General features: G+C 41.2%; 21 protein-coding genes. 1 reads left to right on the top strand and 20 read right to left on the bottom strand.

Translation table 11 applies throughout. The annotated features are described in order from the left end of the window. Positions 1-67 precede the first annotated feature (67 nt). The 11 genes from ACVR1I_RS03395 to ACVR1I_RS03345 all read right to left on the bottom strand — a co-directional run bounded on the left by ACVR1I_RS03395 (position 68) and on the right by ACVR1I_RS03345 (position 13,657). Entirely contained in the window at positions 68-982 is a 915-nt protein-coding gene (locus ACVR1I_RS03395; protein ID WP_447442637.1) for an L-lactate dehydrogenase, read from the bottom strand. Positions 983-1,079: 97 nt separating this feature from the next. Beyond that, entirely contained in the window at positions 1,080-3,989 is a 2,910-nt protein-coding gene (locus tag ACVR1I_RS03390; protein WP_447442636.1) for an oxidoreductase, read from the bottom strand. A gap of 3 nt (positions 3,990-3,992) precedes the next feature. Then, positions 3,993-4,760: a type I 3-dehydroquinate dehydratase gene (aroD, locus tag ACVR1I_RS03385; protein WP_447442635.1), complete on the bottom strand. Its 768-nt coding sequence runs from the start codon at positions 4,758-4,760 to the stop codon at positions 3,993-3,995. 148 nt (positions 4,761-4,908) lie between these two features. After that, positions 4,909-6,246, bottom strand: a complete 1,338-nt coding sequence (locus ACVR1I_RS03380; protein WP_447442634.1) for a citrate:H+ symporter — start codon at positions 6,244-6,246, stop codon at positions 4,909-4,911. A gap of 24 nt (positions 6,247-6,270) precedes the next feature. After that, positions 6,271-7,089, bottom strand: a complete 819-nt coding sequence (locus ACVR1I_RS03375) for an alpha/beta hydrolase (protein WP_447443004.1) — start codon at positions 7,087-7,089, stop codon at positions 6,271-6,273. 292 nt (positions 7,090-7,381) lie between these two features. Next, complete coding sequence (locus ACVR1I_RS03370) at positions 7,382-8,269, bottom strand: quinate/shikimate dehydrogenase (protein WP_447442633.1); 888 nt, start codon at positions 8,267-8,269, stop codon at positions 7,382-7,384. Positions 8,270-8,323: 54 nt separating this feature from the next. Further along, positions 8,324-9,208: a quinate/shikimate dehydrogenase gene (locus tag ACVR1I_RS03365; protein ID WP_447442632.1), complete on the bottom strand. Its 885-nt coding sequence runs from the start codon at positions 9,206-9,208 to the stop codon at positions 8,324-8,326. 26 nt (positions 9,209-9,234) lie between these two features. Further along, positions 9,235-10,452 (bottom strand): MFS transporter, encoded by a 1,218-nt coding sequence (locus tag ACVR1I_RS03360; protein WP_447442631.1) that lies wholly within the window; start codon positions 10,450-10,452, stop codon positions 9,235-9,237. Between the two features lie 75 nt (positions 10,453-10,527). Continuing rightward, positions 10,528-11,853, bottom strand: coding sequence for an MFS transporter (locus tag ACVR1I_RS03355; protein WP_447442630.1), 1,326 nt, complete (start codon positions 11,851-11,853; stop codon positions 10,528-10,530). Between the two features lie 47 nt (positions 11,854-11,900). Then, positions 11,901-12,758, bottom strand: coding sequence for an SDR family NAD(P)-dependent oxidoreductase (locus ACVR1I_RS03350; protein WP_447442629.1), 858 nt, complete (start codon positions 12,756-12,758; stop codon positions 11,901-11,903). 56 nt (positions 12,759-12,814) lie between these two features. After that, positions 12,815-13,657: a sugar phosphate isomerase/epimerase family protein gene (locus tag ACVR1I_RS03345; protein WP_447442628.1), complete on the bottom strand. Its 843-nt coding sequence runs from the start codon at positions 13,655-13,657 to the stop codon at positions 12,815-12,817. Positions 13,658-13,814: 157 nt separating this feature from the next. Between ACVR1I_RS03345 and ACVR1I_RS03340 the strand changes: the two genes are divergently transcribed. Further along, positions 13,815-14,717 carry a LysR family transcriptional regulator gene (locus tag ACVR1I_RS03340; protein WP_447442627.1) on the top strand — a complete coding sequence of 301 codons (903 nt, stop codon included), beginning with the start codon at positions 13,815-13,817 and terminating at the stop codon, positions 14,715-14,717. Positions 14,718-14,756: 39 nt separating this feature from the next. Here the strand turns inward: ACVR1I_RS03340 and ACVR1I_RS03335 are convergent, their stop codons facing one another. The 9 genes from ACVR1I_RS03335 to ACVR1I_RS03295 form a co-directional block, all read right to left on the bottom strand. Then, the gene (locus ACVR1I_RS03335; protein ID WP_447442626.1) at positions 14,757-15,560 is read right to left on the bottom strand and encodes an ABC transporter ATP-binding protein; all 804 of its coding nucleotides are present in this window, start codon (positions 15,558-15,560) and stop codon (positions 14,757-14,759) included. Positions 15,561-15,570: 10 nt separating this feature from the next. After that, the gene (locus ACVR1I_RS03330) at positions 15,571-16,467 is read right to left on the bottom strand and encodes an ABC transporter permease (protein WP_447442625.1); all 897 of its coding nucleotides are present in this window, start codon (positions 16,465-16,467) and stop codon (positions 15,571-15,573) included. Positions 16,468-16,503: 36 nt separating this feature from the next. Beyond that, positions 16,504-17,472: an ABC transporter substrate binding protein gene (locus ACVR1I_RS03325; protein WP_447442624.1), complete on the bottom strand. Its 969-nt coding sequence runs from the start codon at positions 17,470-17,472 to the stop codon at positions 16,504-16,506. A gap of 10 nt (positions 17,473-17,482) precedes the next feature. Further along, a complete protein-coding gene (locus ACVR1I_RS03320; RefSeq protein WP_447442623.1) occupies positions 17,483-18,442 on the bottom strand; it encodes an ABC transporter substrate-binding protein in 960 nt (319 codons plus the stop codon). 422 nt (positions 18,443-18,864) lie between these two features. Then, positions 18,865-19,203 carry a YlbF/YmcA family competence regulator gene (locus tag ACVR1I_RS03315; protein WP_447442622.1) on the bottom strand — a complete coding sequence of 113 codons (339 nt, stop codon included), beginning with the start codon at positions 19,201-19,203 and terminating at the stop codon, positions 18,865-18,867. 11 nt (positions 19,204-19,214) lie between these two features. After that, complete coding sequence (locus ACVR1I_RS03310; RefSeq protein WP_447442621.1) at positions 19,215-20,321, bottom strand: prephenate dehydrogenase; 1,107 nt, start codon at positions 20,319-20,321, stop codon at positions 19,215-19,217. A 69-nt stretch (positions 20,322-20,390) separates the two neighbouring features. Beyond that, positions 20,391-21,557, bottom strand: a complete 1,167-nt coding sequence (gene aroC, locus ACVR1I_RS03305) for a chorismate synthase (RefSeq protein WP_447442620.1) — start codon at positions 21,555-21,557, stop codon at positions 20,391-20,393. Position 21,558: 1 nt separating this feature from the next. After that, positions 21,559-22,233: a type I 3-dehydroquinate dehydratase gene (locus tag ACVR1I_RS03300; RefSeq protein WP_447442619.1), complete on the bottom strand. Its 675-nt coding sequence runs from the start codon at positions 22,231-22,233 to the stop codon at positions 21,559-21,561. After that, positions 22,230-23,402: a class I SAM-dependent rRNA methyltransferase gene (locus ACVR1I_RS03295; protein ID WP_447442618.1), complete on the bottom strand. Its 1,173-nt coding sequence runs from the start codon at positions 23,400-23,402 to the stop codon at positions 22,230-22,232. Before ACVR1I_RS03295 ends, ACVR1I_RS03300 begins: the two co-directional genes overlap by 4 nt. Positions 23,403-23,495 lie beyond the last annotated feature (93 nt).

Genomic DNA, 23,495 nt, shown 5'->3' with positions numbered 1-23,495 from the left:
CAAGATAATTGTCTCTCCATTATAGCATAAAAATACAGGAAATCTGGTATTTTCCTGTATTTTCTTTCTATAAATGAGCTGCAAATTTTTCCTTGATATAATCCGCAGAATGTTGTAACTTCATTTCTTCTTCTTCCGTTAAGTTTAAGCTGACTTTTTCCAAAATCCCTGATCGTCCAACAATAGCAGGATAACTCAAATAGGTATCGTAGTCAGCCATGTATTGGGAAACAGGCAACTCTTCATGGCTATCGGACACAATGGCTAGAGCCAGGCGAATGGCAGCCGTCGCAATCCCATAACTCGTATATTTCTTCCCAAAGAATACGGTATGGCCACCAACAATGGACTCCTTAGCAAGGACTTCTAATGTATCTTCGCCTACTAATTCAGAGATAGGCTGGCCTTTTACACGGACCTGACTCCAAGCTGTAAACTGGGAATTTCCATGCTCACCAAGATTGTAGCCATAGACACTGCGAGGATCCACTTGAAAATGCTCGCCAACAGCCCGCTTCATGCGTGCCGTATCAAGTAGTGTCCCTGTTCCAATAACCCGTTCTTTGGGAAGTCCGGTATGGTGTTGAAATAGGCTCGTCACCACATCCACCGGATTGGAAATGACAATTAGAATGCCCTTAAAGCCAACGGCTTTTAATTGCTCTGCAACCAATGGAACCTGACTGGCTGTAAAAGGAAGTTCCGCAAAGCGATCGGCCTGGGGATTATCTTGCAGGGCAATGTTGCCCAAAGCAGAAATCACCACGTCCGCATCCGCCAAAGCCTGGTAATCATTGCGCACGATATTGGCATGAAATGGAAGATTCATGGCTGCGTCTTGAAAATCAACTTGATCGGCCATCACCTTGGTCTCATTGGGATCAATCAAGACATAATCATCAAAAGTCCCTTGCGCAATCAAGCCATGGGCTACAGTCGAGCCAACATGGCCCATTCCGATAATACCTACTTTTCTAACCATACACTTCTCCTTATGCCATTTGATAGCATTATTATACACTTTTTCTGCAAAAAAAGTAAGAAAAGATTGAGGAAACCTCAATCTTTTCTTGAAATGCTTATAAAGTTGGTACTTGCTCAGCAGCCAATTTACCAGACGTTAAAGCCCAAGCATTGTTGGCACCAGATGGTGAATCTGTACCCATCACACCACCAACTACTTCACCTGCGGCATAAAGGCCTTTGATGACGTCACCTTTCGTATTGTGAACTTGTAATTTATCGTCAACGACCAATCCACCCATCGTGGTTGCAAAACGTGGTTTTTGTTCAATCATGTAGTATGGACCGTCACCTACTGGAACCTGCAAGAACATACTTGGACGACCAAAGTCCTCATCAACACCCTTTTCTACCGCCTCATTAAAGCGAGCGACAGTGTTTGCAAGAGCATTGGTATCCATTCCTGCTAAATCTGCCAGCTCTTCGAGGGTTTCAGCATGGAAGAGGAACGGCGTCTTGCTTCCGTTAGCTTCCAACCATTCATTGACTTCTTTTGGAGAAATTCCTGCTTCAGCCAATCCTTCACGGAAAATATCAAAATACTGTTGATCTAGAAGAAGATAGAGAACTTTTGGATCTTGTTCCATCAATACTTCCAGAATATCATGGTTACTTGCCCGTTCATTGACCACACGATGACCCAATGAATTTACCAAGATTCCATTTTCTTTCAAGACACGTAAATTACCATCAATAGTTGATTTCGCCGTCCCTGGAGAAACTTCAACCCCGTTTGGATAAATTTTTCCAAGGTCCATCATAAGGGTTGCGGCGTTCACATCTTCTGCTTGTGCCATTTGGACCCCTTCACCCATTGACGAGCGTGTTCCGTAGAAAAGAACATCTTTCAAGTCATCAGATAACATGGCCTTGTTGTTACCATAACCACCAGTGGTGAGGATAACAGCCTTGGCAGCAATCCGATGGGTCGTTCCATTTTCCTCTACTGCAATCAATCCTGTCACATTGCCTTGACCATCTGTCAGTAATTTTTCAGCCTTGGTTTGAAGGAGGAGAGTGACATTTGAAGCCGCCATCTTAGCTCTTACAGCAGCTGCAAAACCATGTCCACCATGGGCATAAGCCAATTCGCGGTCTTTTCGGTACTCGGCCAAGATATGCAATCCACCAGCCATATCATACTGAACTCCAACATAATCATGTACCCAATCTGTCGCCTGTCCAATGTTGTTGGCCAAAAGCTCTAGGAGTTCTAAGACATTTTTGTTGTTTCCGTTTTTCAGGAAGTCTTCCACCATCAACTGTGGTGTATCGTCTTCTACACCTGCTTCTTTTTGCAAGCGGGATCCCATTACTACTTGGTTTCCTCCAGAAACAGAAATGGCTCCACCGATAAAGCTGAGTTTTTCTACCAAAATGGTCTTGAGACCAAGTTCGTCTGCTCGAAGAGAAGCTGCAATCCCAGCAGCACCACCACCGACTACGACAACATCCACTTCTTCTTCAATCACTTCTGTTGAACGCTCGATAGTTGGTTTTTGACGGGCCTTCAAGACATCCACAGCATCTTGTCCACTAGCCAAGCGTACCGCATCTGAAACCCCATCAATTACCCCTTGACTGGTCGAGGAAGCACCGGATACTGCATCAACATTCAAGGTTTGGAATTCGATAATTTGTTTTGGCATACGCTCAAAGACCAAATCCGACAGGCCAGCTGATTCTCCAGCACTGTCAATTTCAACACCAGTGATGCGGTGTTCATCAAAGGTCACGACCATTGGCAACTCACTGTTGTGACCATAAGCCAAAACATGGTATTGGCCAGGAGTGAACTCAAGGTCTTTGCTCATCAATTCTTTGAGGCGTTCAGCTTTAGCCAGTTCAGCAGCTGTATCCTTAACAAGGAAGAAACTTTCGTCCATAAACTTCCACAGTGGTGTTGGAATGACTAAGTTTTCACGATCATGGACATCCGCAAACGCTCGAACTGTCTTACCTGCTTTAATAGTACCAACCCAATCTGGCTCTACTAAGAAACCTTTGGCAACAGCCAAGAAATCATAGCCTGCTTCTAATGCATCCTCAGCATCTGCTGCTTGTAAAATACCACCGACACCAATAATTGGCGTTTGGGCTAATTTCCCAGTTTTTAACTTGTTGAACTTGGTGATCAACATTTCAGGATCCATATTGTCGACAATGGAATTGCGCGCGTAGGTAGCCATTGAGAAATGGACGTAATCCAAGTCATATTCAGCCAAAGCATGGAGTAGATACATAGTGTCTTCAAAGCGGATACCAGGTTCTTCTAACTCTTCTGGTGAGAAACGGTAGCCCAACACAAAGTTCTCAGCTCCCTCTTCTTCGATGACGCGTTTCGCCGCCTTCACAACCTCAATCGGGAATTTTGCCCGTTTTTCGATGGTGCCACCCCAGGCATCTTCTCTACGGTTGGAATGGGGGGAGAAAAATTGCTGGAGAAGATAGGTATTGGCACCATGTAATTCAACGCCATCATAACCTGCTTTAATCGCACGGCGCACACCTTCTGCGAAAGCTTCAATCATAGCTAAAATGTCTTGGTGGGTCATCTCAGTTGGAACTGGGGCGTTTGGACGCAAGGCCGCAACCGCTGAAGCTGAAATCGGATTTTGTCCTTCATTCATATTTGGGAAAGCCATCCGTCCAGCATGGTAAATCTGGATAAAAGCTTTTGATCCCTTTTCTTGAATAGCTTTTGCCAAACGGGCAAGCCCTTCTATTTTATCATCGTGGTCAATCCCAACAGCACCGTAGAAACCACGGCCATAATTCTCAACAAAGGCTGACTCAACAATCACTGCTCCAACCTCTCCTGAACGATGAGCATAATAGTCAATCAATTCTTCGGTCATGCTGCCATCGAAATAGGCAGATTGAGTCGTCATTGGGGACACCACAATCCGGTTTTTCAAGCTAACACCAGATTTTAAAACAACCTGTTCAAATAACTCTTTTGCCATATTTTATTCCTCGTTTGCTAATTTTAAAGTTGATAAGATAGAACGGAGTTCCCCTACTGGAACTTGTCCCGGTGCAGAAGCTTTAGCTGCCGCTCCAAAAGTTGCTGATGAACCAAAGACTTCACCGCTCACCCGGCTAACCATCCCAAGCGCTCCCATGGACATGGTAATCAAGGGTTGGGCAATACTGTCATAGGCTTCAGCCGTTGCAGATAATAATGTTAGAACATCCTGTTTGGATTGTGGCATAACCGCAATCTTGCAAATATCTGCCTCTTTTTCTTCCATCCGTTTTAAGCGACTAACAATCTCCTCTTTTGCAGGTGTTGCATCAAAATCGTGATTGCACATGACTACTTTAACACCCTTGTCTTTTGCCAAGGCAATGAGACTAGCTACTTCGGCTTCTGGCATGAAGAGCTCAACATCGATTAAATCTGCTTTTCCTTCTTCCAATACCGTGGTATAAATGTCAAAGTACAACTCATCTGAGAGATCTCTAACGCCACCTTCTTTGGCCGTACGGAAGGTCACCAAAACTGGTTTTCCTGCAGCTGTTGCGACTTGATGAGACAAGGCAGCTACTTGTTTCGGATTCTCCACATCTTGGTAGAAATCAATCCGCCATTCAATGACATCACAATCCAATTCCTTGGCTTGGCTAGCTGCTGCAAGAATTTCTTCTTCTGTTTTTCCAACAAGGGGAACAATAATGTTTGGTCTTCCTTGGCCAAAAATGACGTTACCGACAGTTACAGTTTGTTTTTCCATGTCTTTGTTTCCTTTTTGTGATTTTATTCACTAAAATTTTAACACAGAAGGAACATAGAAATCCAATGAATAATTTTCGGAGAATTGATAGATAAAATTTATGAATTCTTTCACAAAGAAAAAGAGTTGGGCTTACTCAACTCTTTTATTAAAAATGCAAAACCCCAAATACAATAGCTGTCAATATCACTACCAAATTGGTCACAAACATAATGGGTGCAGCATGACGTGTGTAAGGTGTCACTTCTTTTTCGATTAAAGAACATCCTACAAAGGTCGCTGAGTTCATTGGTGTTACACTAGTTGCTAAGGCCAAATTACAAACAAAAGGAGCAATCACGGCAATCGGTGACAAGCCAAAGGCTGCCCCAACTGAAATAAAGAGCGGATAAAGGGCATTATACAACTGATACGGCACGAAATAAATAATCGGCACAGCCAAGATCAGGAAAATAATGTGCATATATTTTAAGAGGAAGGTCGGGAAGACACTTTCCAATAATTGCGCTAATGACGCCACCATAGACAATTTGCTGTCATCTTCTGGTGCAGCGTTGAAAATCGCCAAGTAGAAACAAATAGCCAATAACATGATTAAGACATTAAAGAAGGTCATACCAGCCTTGTTCCAAATTTGTCCAAAGTTCTTTGGGTAGTTGATCATGGCGGTTACCATTGAGGCAGCCACAAAGACCATATAAGAAGGAACCTTGAAGATGGCCAAGGCCACAATGACGAGTAGGAAGACAATAAAGTTGACCCAGAAAAGATCATGGCGTGCGAATTCTTTTTCCTGAACAGCCGCTTCTTCCCCCTCAACAGTCGTATCTTGAGTTGGCAAACCTAAAGTCCCATGTTCTTTTTTATGCCGCCATGCAAAATAGGCATATTGCAAGAGAATAGCTGGAATGAAACACAATCCCCAAGGAATCGAAGCTGCTGCCAAGGTTTCAGCATTGGTCCCAGCCATAGTAGCCGACATCACGACACCAATTCCCCATGGCAACCAACACATGGCCGCTACTGCTGTTTGGCAAATGATAAAGGCGAAATCCCGGTTGATCTTAAATTTTTTATAGAGAGGAATAACAATTGGAAAGACAATCAAGTAGGTGGTCGACATATTGGCCGTTAGGTAGGCAATTCCCCCTAAGACACTGGTTAAAATCATGACACCCAAAACATTTAGACGATTGCCGATCCATTTCATCACCGTATTGACCATGACATCAAACATCCCTGTCTCCGTCAACATGACAAAATAAATTAAACCGAACAAGAGCATGTAACCTGTTTGGTTCATCAGGGTACTCAATTGGTTTAGAATAAAACCACTGGTTTCCTGTAAATTATAGCCCATCAAAAAGCTAAAGATAACGGGCACCGTAAACAAGACAAAGTTCATTGGTACCTTTAATTGTTTTTCGAATAAGATAAAGATCACGACAATCAAGAGCATGATCAAGGCAAGTATAGCTGGACTCATCAGTTCATCTCCTCTTTCTATTCCTTATTTTTTCAAAGTATCCAATAGACCAAACTCACGTTTGAAGGACCAAGCCATCATCTCGTGTACAAAATCTGTATAGGGATGCGGGGCGGCTGTAAAAGTATGTCCCACTCTAGGCGCTTGGAAGATTTCACATGGTACACCTGCTCGTAAGAGGCGTCTCGCATAATCAAGAACACTATCTCTCAAGGTATCGTATTCTGCAGCAATGATCATGGTTGGACCAAGTCCTCCGATATCATGACAGAGATTTGGAAAAGCGTAGTAAGATGGAAACTGGCCATTATAACCGCCTAAGAATGCAGCTTCTGAGCCTAGCGCCTTGTTGTTTGGTCCCATCTTAAAGTCCATCATTTGTTGAAAGGAAATGGTCTCCTCAATAGCTGTATCAAAGGTTGGGCAGTTTAAAACAGTCAAAGCTGGGGTTTGCTCATTATTATCACGAAGATAGAGTGCTAAGCCTTCTGCCAAAGTTCCCCCTGCACTGGATCCATGAAGCCCGATACGCTCACCATCTCCACCAAAATCATCTGCATGCTGCTGCATGTACTTGTAGGCAGTATAGCAATCCGCAAGCGGAGCCCTGTAGTCCAAGCCCGTTTTGCCACAAAGACGGTATTCAACAGCGACTACAATTGCAGGAACCCGTTCTGCCAAGGCAATACAACGGGCGTTGTCAAAAGCAACCGTGCCAGCCACAAATCCGCCACCATGTATATCTAAAATCATCGGAGCTTTGTTTGGTAAATTTGCAGGTGTAAAGACGCGAATCTGTAATTCTTGTCCTTCTTCTGGACCTGGAATCCACTGATCCTCCATAGTCATTCCATCAGGCAGCTCATAGGCCATCATGGCTTTACCTTGGGCTTCTTTGTGCTTCAATACAGTATCTGTCACCTCAGCAAGATTGCTGTACAAGTGGTCTTCATAACCTGGAAATGCTGTATATCTCATACATTGCTCCTATCTATTTTTTATATCCTAATTTCACCATAGTTTGATACACTATTCACAAAGTTGTTTTATGAATTTTTTCAGTGTTTTTCCATAGATATTTTATATCAATTATTTGGTTGTTTTCTTTGAAAAGGCTTCCGCAAAAAAAGAAATCTCAACGAGATTCCTTTTCAAACAAGAGATTTCGGATAGTATCCACCGGCATCTCTTTTCCTGTATGCAAGTAAAAGGCTTCGGCTCCTTGATAGAGCATCATACTTAAACCATTGAAAGCTTTTTGGCAACCATGTTTGCGGGCAAATTTGAGCAGTTCTGTTTCAGCTGGTTTATAGACCACATCAAAAATAACCAAATCAGGTCGAATAACAGCAGGATCCTGAATTAGCTTTTGATCCTCAAATGGTTTCATTCCAATACCAGTCGCATCAATGTAGATACTACTTTCACCAATCGATTGGTAAAAAAGGTCTGTATCTGATAAATCATGTAAACTCACTTGGCAATTGGTTTCTGTTTGCAACCGTTCAATAATCGATTTAGCAGTCTCAAAAGCTCGATCCTTTAAGTTAAAGATGCGAATTTCCTTTGCTCCATCTAATGCAGCTTGTACAGCAATCGCAGTTCCTGCTCCACCAATCCCAGCCAAGGTAATGATTTGGTTGGCTACAGAAACTCCCTCTGCTTCCAAGGCCCGTATGGCTCCAAGCCCATCTGTATTGTATCCTACAAGATGGCCTTTCCCATCCTTATTGGTAAAGGTATTGACCGCTCCAATCAACTGCGCCTCTGGGGACAATTCGTCTAAATAAGGTAAAATAGCCTGTTTATTGGGCATTGAAACATTGCCACCGAGAATTCCGAGTGCACGAACTGCTTGAACAGCATCTGCCAACTCCTCTTGCCCAACTTCAAAAGCTAGATAGGCCAAATCCAAGCCCAAAGTTGCATAAGTTTCATTGTACATGGTTGGTGACAAACTGTGGCGAATCGGAGTAGCCATCAAGGCCAAGAGTTGGGTCTGTCCTGATAAGCGCTCAGACATAAGATTCCTACTTTCTATTTTTCCGAGAGAAAAAGAGAGGACATCCTCTCTTTTTTAGTTTGCATCGCTAAAGAATGTATCGCGAATGTAGTCAACTGGCATGTCGTGACCTGTATGCAATTTGAAGGCTTCTGCACCTTGATACAACATCATTCCGATACCATTGATGGCTTTTTTCGCACCATGTTCTTTTGCAAATGCTAATAATTTTGTTTCTAGAGGGCTGTAAACAACATCAAAGACTACCAAGTCAGGACGAATCACAGCTGGATCATCAATCAAACACTCGTCTTCCAACGGTTTCATTCCAACACCTGTCGCATCAATGTAAATGGAACTTTCTGCGATAGATGCATAAAATTCTTCCTTGTTCTCCAAACGATGAACAGTTGCTTTCGCATCCGTTTTGGCATTGATTTTCTCAGCAATGGTTTCGGCATTTTGGAAGCAGTGGTCATCAATATTGAAAATACGAATTTCTTTTGCCCCATCAAGTGCCAATTGCGCTTCAATAGCTGTACCAGCACCACCTGCACCAGCAATTGTGATGATTTGGTCTTTGACTTCTACCCCTTCTGCTGCAAGTGCACGAACTGCACCAGTACCGTCTGTACAATAGCCTTTCAGATGTCCTGTACCATCCACATTCACAACAGTATTGACTGCACCTGTTAATTCCACGACCGGGTCAATTTCATCCAAAAGCGGAATAATAGCTTGTTTGTTTGGCATGGAAACATTGGAACCGCGAATGCCCAAAGCACGAATGCCCTGAACAGCGTCTGCTAATTCTTCTTGTCCGACCTCAAAAGCCAAGTAAGCATAATCCAAACCCAGTTTTGCATAGGCTTCGTTATGCATTTTTGGCGATAGGGAATGACGAATTGGAGTAGCAATTAAGCTAACAAGTAAAGTATGACCAGATAAACGTTCTGCCATGAGAAACCTCTTTCTATTTTTTCTATTTAACTATATGATTGTTTGTAAACTAATTTTTGATAGCTTTTATTCACAATACTGAGAGCAGTTGTTCCTACAAAAGCCAGAATCACCACTAAGATGAAAACATAATTAATATTTTTTTCCGCCAGTAATCCTGTTAAATAAGGAATTCCCATAACGGAAATCGATGTTGCTAAGGAATAATAACTTGTAATAAGGCCACGTTTGAACGGGAAAAACTCCAATAGAACAGCAAGTCCTAGTTGCCAAATCCCTCCTGCAGCAAAGCATCCAACTGAAAAAGTTGCAAAAAAGACAGTTGCATAATTTGGAACAAGAAGCATAATAGCAAGGGCTGTTCCCGTGATCGTTGTACAGAACATCATAAAACGTGGGACATTGATCCCTCTATTGACGATGAAAGATGTCAGAAAGACTGAAATAAAGGAAAAGATACTATACGCACTCACCATTACTAAACTGTCAGCCTCTTTCATATACAAGGATTTTTGAGCAAAGGTTGGAATCCAAGTAATGAAGACATTAAAGAGGGAAACAGAGATAAACGAAAAGACCATCAAGGCCATACCTTCAATCCGAAAACGAGAACCAGTCGGCTGGTAAGTTGTCCCTGTCTGTTCAATTTTTGTTCCTTGGATACTCCTACCATTTGAAACCTTAGGGAAAGGTAATCTTAAAACCAATAAGAGATTCAGCAACATACAAGCTGCAGAGACTAAAAATGTCCAACCAAAGTAAATGTCATTATTTAAAATAAAACGTGTGATAATCGGAAAAACAAATTGCCCCATGGAGATAAATGCCTTATTTAATACACTAAGAGCACTATTGCGTGATGGATTATCGAATGCTTCTACCACAACCGGATAGGTTGCTGTATCGAGAAAGGCATTTCCAAATCCAGCAAAAATCGACACTACAAAGGCAACTTGGTAATTAGGAGAATACAATAAACCCAAGAAGAAGATAATATAGGACAATCCGCCCAGTGCAACAGCTAATTTCCGACCTAACTTGTCCGAAAGAAAGCCTGCTGTATTGATGCTCAAGATTCTTCCTAAACCAATCGCACTCAACACCAAGGTTACTTGACTTAAGCTGGCTTGCCACTGCTCTCTCAAAATAGTCATATTTTGCGATACAATAATCGCAGCAATCCCCTGAAAGACATAGTTGATATACAAACTACTAATGGTTGGTACATAATTTTGTTTCTTCACAGGCGAATCTCCCTTCCGATATGAACAACAAATGGAGACTATAGCTTTGCCATAGTCAATCCATTTAGTAAAAAATTATTTAGCTGATTTAGAGTTTGAGAAAATCGATACACCGAAGATGTGGCTGTAACGAGTTCCTACAAAGGCCATCAAGGCTGCTGATAAGAGACCAGTCGCAGCGATAAAAAGTAAGATAATCGGTGCGTTTGGATAAGTTAATTCACCATTAACTTCTTTCGCTGCTAGCAAAACTGATGCCGCTTTTGGAACAATGTATGATCCAAGGGCCATAACAAAGTAGTAGACAGTTGTATTAAAACCTTTATTTGAAGTAAAGAATTGGTTCAAGACACCGTTCCCCATTTGAAGAAGACCACCAGCCGCACAGAAACCAACGACAATTCCGGCAATCGTTAAGGTAGTTGCAGATGGTGCAAAATAAACCAAGAGTCCTGCTAATCCAGAGAAAACTGGTGCAATCACAAGAATGGCTACGTCACGAACACCTTTTGCCATCAAGAAGGAGAAGAAAATAGTTGCAACCAAGCCACCCAATTGGTAAAGAGAGGTTACAGAGGCGGCTGCTCCTTCACTCATTTTTAATACTGTTCCTGCATAGATTTTGGATACTTGTTGGAACAGGTAGAAGTTTGAGTAAATGCTCAAGGCAAACAAGGACAAGATAGTCCCATCAATAATGAATTTCGCACGATTACTATGATTGTTTGTCTCAGCAGACGCTGTCGTTTGAGTAGCGACTGCCTGGCGTTGTTCCAAGGCTTTAATAGCTTGTGCAGGTTTTAACCCTTCTGCTTTTTGTACGTCCAAATCAGGGAATGGAGCAAACAAGGCACCAATCAAGACCAAGACACTAAGTACAAATGGCAACCAAATCCCAAGGCTAGCTGGCAAAGTACTAGATGCCAAAAAGGCTACAAAGAGTGGGTACAAGATGGACGATACTGAGATAAAGGTTTTCCCTAATACAGACGCCGTCGACTTGTTTTCTGGGTACATTTCAAAGAGGGCTGGGTTCATTGATCCATCAAAGAGTGATGTCATTGCTCCACCAATAAAGGCAAGAACTTTAGCCGTTCCCATATCTCCTGCTACCAAGAAGGCACCAAACATAATAGCGTAACCGATCAAACCAGTTACAGCAACAGGTTTCCGACCAATTTTATCTGATAACGGTCCAGAGAAAACCAAGAAGGAAATTTTACCAATTCCTGTCCATGCCACTACTGCCATGATGTCCGCTGCTGCTGTTTTAGGATCCAATCCCCATTTTTCAGTAAATAAGGCAGCATTTTGCGAGACAGTCATCGCCTGCATACCGTGACAGAAGTAAGCCATCCACAACAAGAAAGCTGTGAAGTTGTATTTATTGTTTTTAAACATCGTTTCCTAAATTCCTTTCATATTGCCTGACGGATTTTTAGCCACTCTTATTGATTACCATTGATCCGAGCAAGATAAGCTTCGTGCTCTTTAACCGCAAACTCACGACGGCCACCTGGTTTTGGCGTTTGGTCACCCATCATGATGCCAAATCCACCTTCTACACGTAATTCATGGCCATTGGTGTAATCAGAGCGATCACTAGCCAAATACATTACTGCATTTGCAATATCCATGGTATTTCCGATCCGTTTATTGGCAGTTAAGGCCTTGCGTCCTTCTTCAACAACAGGATCCGCATAAAAACTTTCTGAAAGTGGTGTTTTTACAAAACACGGTTGGATACAGTTGGAACGAACTCCAAATTGTCCCCACTCTGCGGCTATTTGACGAGACATCATGTTAACACCCGCTTTTGTCGAACTGTAAGCTGCAGAATAAGTTTCTGGAAAGACAGAAGCAATCGTTGAGATATGCACCATGGTTCCTTTGCCTTGTTTGATAAACTGGCGACCAAAGCGTTGGGATACCAAGAAATAACCTGTTAAGTTAATATCAACTGTTTGACGCCATTCCTCTAAAGGAAGGTCTTCCAATGGACAGGCACGTAACATCGCTGCCGTATTGACCAAAATATCCACTTGACCAAAAGTTTCAACGGCTTTGGCAACCGCATTGTCTACTTCTTCTTCTGAAGTTGAATTGGTTTTGACTGCTAAAGTTTTTACCCCATATTCTGCTGCAATTTCTTCTGCATATTCTGCAAGGGCATCTTCACGAATATCCATAAGGATAACATTTGCCCCTTGTTTTGCAAATTCTTGGACGATAGTCCGTCCCATACCTCCGACTGCTCCTGTTACAGCAGCAACTTTTCCTTCAAGACCTAACCATTTGTCTGACATGATTTCTCCTTTTATCATTTTTTAGTATACCACGATAGCGATTTGTTTTCTATCTGTTAACGAGAAGGTAGCTGTTCTGGCCACACTTCTTCTAATACTTTGACTGTATTATCAAAGGTATGAGCTGCAGCTTCCTCCAAACCACGGTCTAGAATCTCATCAGAGATAACTTCCACACCTATGACTTTTGGTTCAATCCCTGCTTCTTTGACCATACGAAGGAAGCCAGCTGTATCTTTGGCACCAGTTCCTGGCGCCAAACGATCATGCATCGATTCGTCACGTAAGATTGAAAAGGCATATGGACGCTCATAAGCATCATTAACTTGAATAGAAATCACTTTGTCAGCTTCTTCCTTTGTCAATGCACGATACGGTTGATCCGCCCTTACCCAGTGCCAAGTATCCAAAATCAACATGGCATTATCAGCTCCAGAGGCTTTCACAACAGCAAAGGCTTTATCAAAGGTTGGAAGACCTGAATAAGGCATTGGTTCAACACCGATAATACGATGTCCTGCACGCGCGCAGAGCTCTTTTAGTTTTTGGGCTGTGTACTCAACGGAATAATTCTCCATCAAACCACAGTTGATATGGCCAACATTGAACAAATCACACATATGGAAACAGATTTGCTCCTTGTATTTTTGTTCATAACTACGATTTTCCTCAGCCCATTGAACAATGTATTCGACCTCTGAAACGATGATATCGTATTTTTCAAGGATAGCTAGAATACCTTGATCTGTTAAGCCTTCTTGTAAGGCATCGACATAGGTTTCAGCCCGAAGACCAATCGCTTCATATCCTGCTTCTTTGGCAGCCTTTACTCGGTCTTCAAATCGACATTGATCTCCAAGGGTCCATGAACTAATAGTAATTGGTGAAAGTTTAGACATCGTCCCGTCCTCCTAGTTTGTTACTTTTTTCACTTTCTACAATTACAATTATAATCTAGTGATTTCATAAAAACAAATTAAAAATTTCACAAGTATTGATAGATAATTTCTATCAATCATGGTATAATCAAAGAAAAGATTGATAAGGAGACCAACCATGAATTTACAACATCTCCGCTATTTTATCGTGCTGGCAGATTTGGAACACTATACAGAAGCGGCTAAAAAACTACATATCACCCAACCCACGCTAAGCCATGCCATCTCGACCTTAGAAGAGGAGCTACAAGTCCCTCTTTTTAGCAAACAAGGACGCAATATTGTGCTAACCCATCAGGGAAAAGAGTTTTACACAACTGTTCAATCTTCACTTGCCATCCTAGATAAAGGCATTGAAAGACTACAAAAGAAACACGCCAATAAACCAGTTATTCATTTGACGCTTTTACGAGTATTGGGACGGAAGGCTGTTCCAAATTTAGTACGTGAATACATGGAACATTTTCCAAAAGCCAATGTCCACTTTGATTTTCATAATGATAGCGGTATGTCTGTCGACATGCTTGAAGGGCTCATTACCGATCAGTACGATGTCGCTTTTTGCTCTAAAATGGACCATTATCCAACTATCTCTTTCATTCCCATTTTCGTACAAGACATGGTGCTAGTTGTTCCAAAACACCATCCTCTAAGCGAACTGGATAATGTGACCATTCAAGATACCTTAGATTATCCTCAGGTTTGGTTTTCAAAACGAAGTGGCATTCGACCTGTTGTAGAGGGTATTTTTGAGAAGGAAAAAGAACGTCCACAAATTGCTTTTGAAGTCAGTGAAGATGAAACAGTTGCTGGATTGGTTTCCCAAGGATTTGGACTAGCTATCATGCCAAGACTTGATTTTTTAACCAGTATCCCAGATATTGATATTATTGAGATTGATAGCATTAAAAATTCTCGCATTTACTATGCAGCATACCGAAATAACAAGCCACTTCCAGAATGCCTTCATCATTTTATTGATTTCATTGGAACACAGACGACTTTAAGCGATATTGTATAAAAAAAGGGAAAGACAAAATTGTCTTTTTCCTTTTTATAATTAGCTTAAAATCAATTCATCACTGGCTAGAACTTGCCCGCTATTTTTATGAAATAGTTCCATCAATTGTGGTACAGTGAGGTTTTTCTTTTCTTCTCCTCGCACATCCACCACAATTTGACCTTGGTGAAGCATTACCAAACGATTTCCATACTCAATGGCATTTTCCATATTATGGGTAATCATGAGGGTTGTTAATTGGTGGCTCTCCACAATTTTCTTCGTTAATTCCATGACCATATCACTGGTTTTTGGATCAAGTGCCGCTGTATGTTCATCCAACAGTAAGACATTTGGTTTTACCAACGACGCCATCAAAAGTGTCAAAGCTTGACGTTGCCCACCAGATAGGAATTGCGTGTCTACTTTAAGACGATTTTCAAGTCCCAGTCCCAGTTCCTTTAGAGATTCAACAAAGACTTGTCGTTCACTATCTTTTACTCCCCAGCTAAGTCCTCTCGACTTCCCACGTCGGTAGGCGATAGCCATGTTTTCTTCAATGGTCAAGCGAGACGCTGTTCCCATCTTTGGATCTTGGAAAACACGGCTAATGTCCTTAGCACGCTTGGCTGCTGGAACCTGTTTGATGGACTGGCCATCCAAGAGAATCTCTCCCTCATCCACTGTTAGTGTTCCTGCCAAGGAATTCATCAAGGTTGATTTACCTGCACCATTGCCACCAATAATCGAGATGAAATCTCCCTCTTCCACTTCCAACGTTAAACCTCTTAAAACATGGTTTTCATTGATGGTACCTGCTTCGAAGGTTTTGTGAATGGATTCAATAGATAAAATTGTACTCATCTTTTCTGACCTATCCTTTCTGTTTTGTGCCTGCAAGTGGACGAATGCCTAACTTTTTTTGCAATTCGGGTACAAAGAGTACCACAGCCAATAAGATCGCTGAGAACAATTTCACCAAATCTGCATCCATACCAGGAATTTCAAGAATCGCTAAAATAATCAATCGATAGAGCACAGACCCTAATACAACTGATGCTAGGCGCTTGCCAATGCTCAAATTCTTCAAAATCACTTCTGCAATAATCACAGAAGCCAAGCCGATTACAATCGTACCCGTACCAGAATTCAAATCCGCATAACCATTATTCTGTGTCAAAAGAGCACCACATAAGGCAATCAAGCCATTGGATAACATGTATCCATAAATTTTCATCTTGTCTACATTGATCCCATTGGCTTCACTCATAGGAATATTGTCTCCGGTTGATCGAAGAGCAAGACCAACCTGGGTCTTCATTAACAACGTTAAAACAGCAATCACAACTACTACAAAGACTGCTCCAATCACCAATACAGCATTGGTTTTAGATAGTCCCAAACCTTGCAGTTGAGTCACTAAGGTTGTTTGGCGAAGAAGAGCAACATTGGCTTTACCCAATACTTTCAAATTGATAGAATAGAGCCCTGTTAAAGTAACAATCCCTGTTAACAGAGCTGGAATTTTTAATTTGGTATGCAAGAGACCAGATACCAATCCAGCCCCCATGCCACCAATAAAACCTAACAGAGTTGCAACAAGTGGATTGACACCACTCACAATAGCTGTCGCACAAATGGCAGCTCCTAAGGGATAAGCCCCCTCTGCTGTCAAATCTGCAATATCCAAAATTCGATAAGTTAAATAAACACCAATCGCCATGATTGACCACAATAAGCCCTGCGATAAACTTGATAATACTAAATCCACAATTTACTCCTTTGAACACATGTGTTCAGTTACTTTTTATTTTGAAACAGATAAGCTCGATACATCGATGCCCAGTTTTTCCGCCATGTCTTTATTAACATGCAAGTCAACGGTTTCTGGAACTTCAACAGCCACTTCAGCTGGAGCTTTTCCTTCTAAGACCTTGATCGCCATTTTTGCTGTTTGACGGCCCAAGGCTTCATAGTTTGTACCGTATGTTAAGAGCCCTCCAGCATCTACCATATCGGTTGATCCACCAATAACAGGAACCTTGTATTCAACAGACAATTCACCAATCATGGTCATGGTTGAAGCCACTGTATTGTCAGTCGGAACAAAGACAACATCCACATCTTTCATCAAACTAGTTGCTGCATCTTGCACATCATTAGTGGAAGAAATTCCCTTTAAAACAACTGTGTAACCTGCTTTTTTCAACAAAACTTCCGCTTCTTCTACTTGTACCTCTGAGTTTCGCTCACTGGTTGTATACAAGATGCCGACTGTTTTGGCATCTGGAACAGCCTGTCCTAACAATTCAACCTGCTTATCAATCGGTGCTTGGTCACTGGTTCCAGTCAAGTTTCCACCTGGTTTTTCCATTGAATCTACCAAATCAGCAGAAACCGGATCTGTCACAGCTGTAAATAAGATGGGTACTTCTGTTGATGCAGTTGCCAAGCTCTGAGCTGCTGGGGTTGCAATGGCTAAGACAAGGTCATTTTTCCCAACTAATTGCTCAGAAATCGTTTGAAGATTGGCTTGATCTCCTTGTGAGTTTTGATAATCAATGGTAATTTTCTCCCCTTCTTTGTAACCATTCTTTTCCAATTCAGCGACAAATCCTTCACGCGCTGCTGAAAGTGAATCGTGTTCCATATACTGCAAAATGCCAACCTTTACAGTGTCTTCTGATCCTTTCTCACCAGCAGAGCAAGCTGCCAATGTTAGAACAGACAATCCTGTTGCAACTACTACAAGTGATTTTTTCAAATAATGATACATATTTTTTCTCCTATTTTGCTAATTCTTTGATTGTACTTGGATCAATGCCAAGATTTTTCGCCATTTCTTCATTAACAGCAATACTTGCTGTCTCAGGTTTTTCAACTGGAATAGCAGATGGTTTCTTGCCTTTTAAGATGGCAACTGCTTGTTCACCAGCCTGTACCCCAATCGCATGGAAATCAACTCCGTATGTAAAGAGAACACCTTCAAGGTAGGCTTCATCACTACCAATAGCAGGAACTTTTTTCTCCATTAAGATTTCACCAATGGTTGCGGCAGTGGAAGCAACTGTATTATCAGTTGGCAGGTAGATCGCGTCTACCTGACCAGCCAAAGATGTCATTACCTGTTGGACATCGTTTGTTGAGGTAACTGTTTTTACAAGAGCTTTAACACCTACTTTTTCAAGGGCTGCTTCTGCTTCTTTAGCTTGAACTTCCGAGTTAACTTCACTCGAATTGTAAAAGATTCCGACTGTTTTTGCTGTTGGAACCACTTTTAAGAGCATCTCAATCTGACCAGCAACATCTGTCGCGTCAATAGATCCTGTCATATTTCCACCAGGTTTCTCCATACTTTCAACCAATCCTGCCGAAACGGGATCTGTCACAGCTGTAAAGACTGATGGTGTATCTGGATCCACATTTAACAATGCTTGAGCCGCAGGTGTTGCAATGGCAAAATTGACATCATTTTTGCCAGCTAATTGCTCCACCATTGTCTGAAGATTGGCTTGATCCCCTTGTGCATTTTGGAAATCCACTTTCAGATTTTTATCTTCTTCATACCCCGCTTCTTTTAGGGCTTCTAAGAAACCAGCATTAGCTGCTGACAAGGCCTCATGTTCAGCATACTGAATAATCCCGACAGATACTTGATCAGCATCTTTTGACGAGTTTGCACAGGCAACAAGACTAGATGCTGCAAGTAAGATAAAGGCCATGAGGCTAAATCGACTAAATTTCATAATGTTCTCCTTTTAAAACGAATACAGTTTTCAATCAATGTATAAAAATAAGGACCATCTAGATAAAATCTAAACGGTCCTTATACAACTGTATCATGAAAACAGATGGAATGCGGGTGCCCATTTAGATTTTTCATCTATGTGGGCACATGTCAAATAACTACAGCCACATAGATACAAACTTTACGTTTACCGTGTTTGTATCCATGTTTTCCATGTCTACAAACACTATCTAAAATAGCTGAAGTAGTAACGATTAGCTGTTAAGTTTTGACAATTCATCGACATCTATCTGTCTCCATTTCTCATTTTATTTTTTAGGTTAGTAAAATAATAAAACTTTTTTATGCATTTGTCAATAGTTTTTTATGAATAAATTGACATTTTTTTGAAATTTTATGAGAAAACGACTCAAATAAATTTTATAGCAGGTCTCTTAATGGAGAAAAAATAATTTTTTCCACATCAGAAATGTAAATAGATAGTTGTTGTTGTTTGCTAAAATACTCGGTCAATAGTGGATTCTCTTGAATTTTTTGTGTGAATTCTTGCATTTTCGTTTGCATATCAGAACTTGGTAATTGACCAGATTGAATCATTTCTTGAATTTCCGTTTGGAAGGCAAGGTAATCATCTAAAATAGCTTTAGCATCTGAATCTGCTTCGACAGATTGTTTGATTGTTTGTACAGCCTGATACTCAGGAAGTTGGCGAATCGCCCGATCTAGTTCATTTGCTAAATCATAAATATTTGTTGACATAATGGACCTCCTTAATCCATGAAAACTCGGTATGGGGTATGCTGACGAATTGTTTTGGCAGCTTTTTCCAAGTCATTTTTATTTTTAAAGGTTATTTGCAAGATACCACTGATATCTTCACGATTTTCTTCGTTGATACGAATATTGACCACCGAAGTTCCTCGTAATAGCTCAAGAATCATCAAGATTACATCTTCTTCATCGGGCACATTGATAAAAATATCATAGAAACTATCGACACCCGCTCGTTTATGGATTTCCATTTCCTGCCGCATTTGTTTTCCTAAATCAAAAAATTGCCAGATAGCCTCTTGATCCTTGTCTTTGATGGACTGTGAAATAGCATCCAATCGTTTTTTAAACTCATCAATCCTCTCAACAACCGCATCTGCATTGTGTAAGAGGATACTGGTCCACATATCAGGCTCACTTTCGGCAATACGGGTCATATCCCGAAATCCTCCGGCCGCAAAGTTGTTGGTAAAAGGGTGCTCAACAGCATAGTCTCCTGCTTGGATCATCAAACTACTTGCTAAAACATGAGGAAAATGCGAAATCTGACTCGTAACTCGGTCGTGCTCACTGGCATCAATCTCAATAAAGCGTGCCTTTAAACCAGATAACAAGTCCATCATTCTAGCAACCTCATCTTTTTGTGTTGCTTTTGAGGGGGTAAAGATATAATAAGCATTCTCAAATAGATGCAAGTCCGCTGCAATCGCACCCGATTTGTGGCTACCAGCCATGGGGTGTCCTCCGATAAAGTTAATCTTGCGGGGGGCTAGATAGGCATCTGCTGTTGCAACAATGGACTGTTTAGTTGACCCAGCATCGGTAATCAAAACAGTCTCTTTCAAAGAAAAAGTCGCTAACTCTTTTAGAAATGCTATGGTTTGTTGAATGGGTAGAGCTAAGATAATAACATCTGCCTGAGGTGCAAATTGAGAGAAGTCATCTGTGACCTGGTCTACAAAGCCATTTTCCAAAGCATAAAGACGTGATTTCTCCCCACGATTATAGCCTAAAATAGTATATTCTGGATGTTCTTTTCGAATGCCTAAGGCAAGTGATGAGCCAATCAGCCCAAGACCTGCAATATAGATAACTTTTTGCCCCATCTTGCCCTCTTTCTCGTTTGATGATAATGAAGAGGCTAGAGCCATCCGCTCAGCCACCTGTTGCTTGTCTTAAAAGTTTTGAATGTAGTTTCTATGGTTTGCGACAGCTTCAATCAGCTCTTCCATATTGTCCGATGAAAATTTCTCTAATATTTCCTGTGCTATGACAGTTGCAACAACAGCTTCCATGACAACACCAGCTGCTGGCAAAGCTGTTGGATCGGAACGTTCAACTGTTGCTTTATAAGGCTCATGTGTGTCGATATCCACAGACATCAAGGGCTTGTAAAGGGTCGGGATTGGCTTCATCACACCGCGAATAACAAGTGGCTGTCCATTTGTCATTCCTCCTTCAAAACCTCCTAGATTATTACTCTTTCGTGTATATCCATCTTCTTGATTCCACATGATTTCGTCCATGACTTCCGATCCTTTTTTGTATCCAGCTTGGAATCCAACACCAAACTCAACGCCTTTAAAGGCATTGATGGACAGAACTGCTTGGGCTAGCTTACCGTCTAGTTTTTTATCCCATTGCACAAAAGAACCAAGTCCAACTGGTACTCCTCCGACGATTGTTTCTACAACGCCACCAATCGTGTCACCTTCGCGCTTGATTTGGTCGATATAGTCTTTTATTTCCTGTTCGCGTTCTTGATTGACAACAGAAATTTCAGATTGCTGGGCCAATTGTTGGATTTCAGATACACTGAGTCCCTCAGGTACATCAATTTCTTTGCCACCAAACACAACAACATGGTTGGCAATAGCAATGTCTAATGCAGCTAGAATTTGCTTAGCAACTGCTCCAACTGCGACACGCATGGTTGTTTCACGGGCACTTGATCGTTCAAGAGAATTTCTTAAATCATCAAAACGATACTTCATTCCCCCCACCAAATCAGCATGACCAGGACGTGGGTGAACAATTCTCCTCTTACTCTTTAAACGCTCTTCAATATCTTCTACTGCCATGATATCCAACCATTTTTGATGGTCTTTATTGATAACATCCATCGTAATAGGTGCCCCTGTTGTTTTCCCATGACGAACACCAGATGTAAATACAACTTGGTCTGTCTCAATTTTCATGCGACCACCGCGGCCATAACCACCTTGGCGGCGTTTTAAATCGTCATTAACATCTTCAGCTGTCAATCTCAAACCAGCAGGAATACCTTCTATAATAGCGGTTAAACGTGGTCCGTGTGACTCTCCAGCAGTTAAATACCTCATCTTATTTCTCCAGTACTTCTACAATCTTTTTCATGACAGCCAAAGGAATTTGACCTGGCTCGCTCACTTCATCTAGACATGCATAGGTCCAGCAAGAACCTGTAATATTACCAGACAATCGAGACAAGAGGCCCAACTTGCCTAAGGAAATAGTCGCATATGATTGCTCCATATTCAGAGTTTTAAAGCCACGTGTATAGTTCATCACATCTAACACGTCCTGTTCTGTTTTTGGCTTTACTGCAATCTTAACAACGGCAGGTGAAAGGGCTGTTAATTCCGACATGATTTCCATGTAGTTTTCTGGTGTTTCTTGCCAGTTATGGTAGCTCAATACAAGATTTGGGAAATCCAACATTTCCTCAAAAACTGCCTGATGGGAATAATATTCAAAGTCAAGGTAATCAGGCTGGTAAAGCGCCGCAACTTCCTTGAGAATCGAAACGTATTCTTGATCTGATAAATCAAGATAACCACCTTCTTTAGTTGTTCGAATGGTAAAAATGACCTCACGTCCAACAAATTTTTCAAATACGGCAGGAGCAAGTGTTAAAATCTCCTCCTTAGGCAACACATCTGCCCGCCATTCAATCAGATCCGCACCTTCTAAGCGTTCTAAATCAATTGCTTCCACATCTGTTACGTTTTTAGGCATAATTGGAACTACAATTTTCATTTTTGCACCTGTATTGTAAAGACCTTGAGGTAATTACTACTTTCATCATTTTTATTGTATTTGAAATCACTTGGCAAACGATATGATTCTAGAAAATCATATCTTCTACCGTTTAATCCTTTTTCTAACTGACGCTTAAACTTATCACTCGTCACATTTGACGCATTAGTTGATGCAATCACAATACCATTTGGACTTAGGATATCCATTGCTTGAGTGACTAATTTATGGTAATCTTTGGCCACTGAAAAAGTTTGTTTTTTATTCCTAGCAAAACTAGGAGGATCCAGCACAATCACATCAAACACCAAGCCGTGGCGTTTGGCATATTTAAAGTAAGAAAAAACATCCATCACTACCAAATTATGATTTTCTAATTCGATACCATTGGCTTCAAAATGGGCTCGAGACAACTCTTTAGAGCGTTTTGCCAAATCCACGGAGGTCGTGTGAATGGCTCCTCCCATAGCCGCCGCTACCGAAAAAGCGGCCGTATAGGAAAACAGATTGAGAACTCGCTTGCCAGTAGCTAAGCCAGCTGCTAATCGGCCTCTGACCTCATGTTGATCGAGGAAGATTCCCGTCATCAGTCCATCATCTAAGAATACGGAATAAGCAATCCCATTTTCCTTGATGAGAAATGTTTCAGGGGCTTCTTTCCCAAACAGGTGTTCTGATTCATACTCCAGACCCTTAAAGCGAATTTTCTCATAAGCACCCACAATCTCTGGAAAAACTTCCTGAAAGGCTGCTACAATATGCTTTTTAAGAGAGAAAACATAGGTATTATACCACGAAAAGACAGCATATTCATTATAAATGTCTACTGTCAAACCACCAAAGCCATCACCATCTTGGTTAAAAAGACGAAAGGCGGTTGTTGTTTCTGAATCAAAGAAATGTTGTCTGTGTTCTTTTGCCGTTTCAAATAAAGATTGGAAAAAAGACGGCTCCAAACTCACTTTTTTAGAACTGATAAACCAGCCAATTCCCTTGTTCTGCACAGAGAGGTAAGCTGTTCCTAAAAATCTATCCTTTTCAGAATAAACTTCCGCTAAGTCATCACTAAAAGACGGTGTCAAACAAGAATCTGCATCCAAGATACAATAACCTTCTTTGATCTTTTGTTCTCCGATGCGATTCACTTTTAATTTCTTCATAATCTTCATTATAGCAAATTTTATCCTATATCTCAAAAAAACGGCTAAGATTTAAGCTTGTCTTAAAATTATGTTATAATGGACTGAGATTTTAATTTGTAT

The organism is Streptococcus cameli (assembly GCF_053207365.1).
The sequence above is the reverse complement of the archived record's forward strand: the minus strand, read 5'-3'. Positions and strand labels throughout refer to the sequence as shown.

Bases quoted from the DNA above. Each gene is read 5' to 3' on its own strand.
- ACVR1I_RS03315 (WP_447442622.1), bottom strand. From the start codon at position 19,203: ATGTCAACAAATATTTATGATTTAGCAAATGAACTAGATCGGGCGATT.
- ACVR1I_RS03320 (WP_447442623.1), bottom strand. From the start codon at position 18,442: ATGAAATTTAGTCGATTTAGCCTCATGGCCTTTATCTTACTTGCAGCA.
- ACVR1I_RS03350 (WP_447442629.1), bottom strand. From the start codon at position 12,758: ATGTCAGACAAATGGTTAGGTCTTGAAGGAAAAGTTGCTGCTGTAACA.
- ACVR1I_RS03390 (WP_447442636.1), bottom strand. From the start codon at position 3,989: ATGGCAAAAGAGTTATTTGAACAGGTTGTTTTAAAATCTGGTGTTAGC.
- ACVR1I_RS03380 (WP_447442634.1), bottom strand. From the start codon at position 6,246: ATGAGTCCAGCTATACTTGCCTTGATCATGCTCTTGATTGTCGTGATC.
- ACVR1I_RS03345 (WP_447442628.1), bottom strand. From the start codon at position 13,657: ATGTCTAAACTTTCACCAATTACTATTAGTTCATGGACCCTTGGAGAT.
- ACVR1I_RS03310 (WP_447442621.1), bottom strand. From the start codon at position 20,321: ATGGGGCAAAAAGTTATCTATATTGCAGGTCTTGGGCTGATTGGCTCA.
- ACVR1I_RS03395 (WP_447442637.1), bottom strand. From the start codon at position 982: ATGGTTAGAAAAGTAGGTATTATCGGAATGGGCCATGTTGGCTCGACT.
- ACVR1I_RS03370 (WP_447442633.1), bottom strand. From the start codon at position 8,269: ATGTCTGAGCGCTTATCAGGACAGACCCAACTCTTGGCCTTGATGGCT.
- ACVR1I_RS03365 (WP_447442632.1), bottom strand. From the start codon at position 9,208: ATGGCAGAACGTTTATCTGGTCATACTTTACTTGTTAGCTTAATTGCT.
- ACVR1I_RS03295 (WP_447442618.1), bottom strand. From the start codon at position 23,402: ATGAAGATTATGAAGAAATTAAAAGTGAATCGCATCGGAGAACAAAAG.
- ACVR1I_RS03325 (WP_447442624.1), bottom strand. From the start codon at position 17,472: ATGTATCATTATTTGAAAAAATCACTTGTAGTAGTTGCAACAGGATTG.
- aroD (WP_447442635.1), bottom strand. From the start codon at position 4,760: ATGGAAAAACAAACTGTAACTGTCGGTAACGTCATTTTTGGCCAAGGA.
- ACVR1I_RS03335 (WP_447442626.1), bottom strand. From the start codon at position 15,560: ATGAGTACAATTTTATCTATTGAATCCATTCACAAAACCTTCGAAGCA.
- ACVR1I_RS03355 (WP_447442630.1), bottom strand. From the start codon at position 11,853: ATGTTTAAAAACAATAAATACAACTTCACAGCTTTCTTGTTGTGGATG.
- aroC (WP_447442620.1), bottom strand. From the start codon at position 21,557: ATGAGGTATTTAACTGCTGGAGAGTCACACGGACCACGTTTAACCGCT.
- ACVR1I_RS03375 (WP_447443004.1), bottom strand. From the start codon at position 7,089: ATGGAGGATCAGTGGATTCCAGGTCCAGAAGAAGGACAAGAATTACAG.
- ACVR1I_RS03300 (WP_447442619.1), bottom strand. From the start codon at position 22,233: ATGAAAATTGTAGTTCCAATTATGCCTAAAAACGTAACAGATGTGGAA.
- ACVR1I_RS03340 (WP_447442627.1), top strand. From the start codon at position 13,815: ATGAATTTACAACATCTCCGCTATTTTATCGTGCTGGCAGATTTGGAA.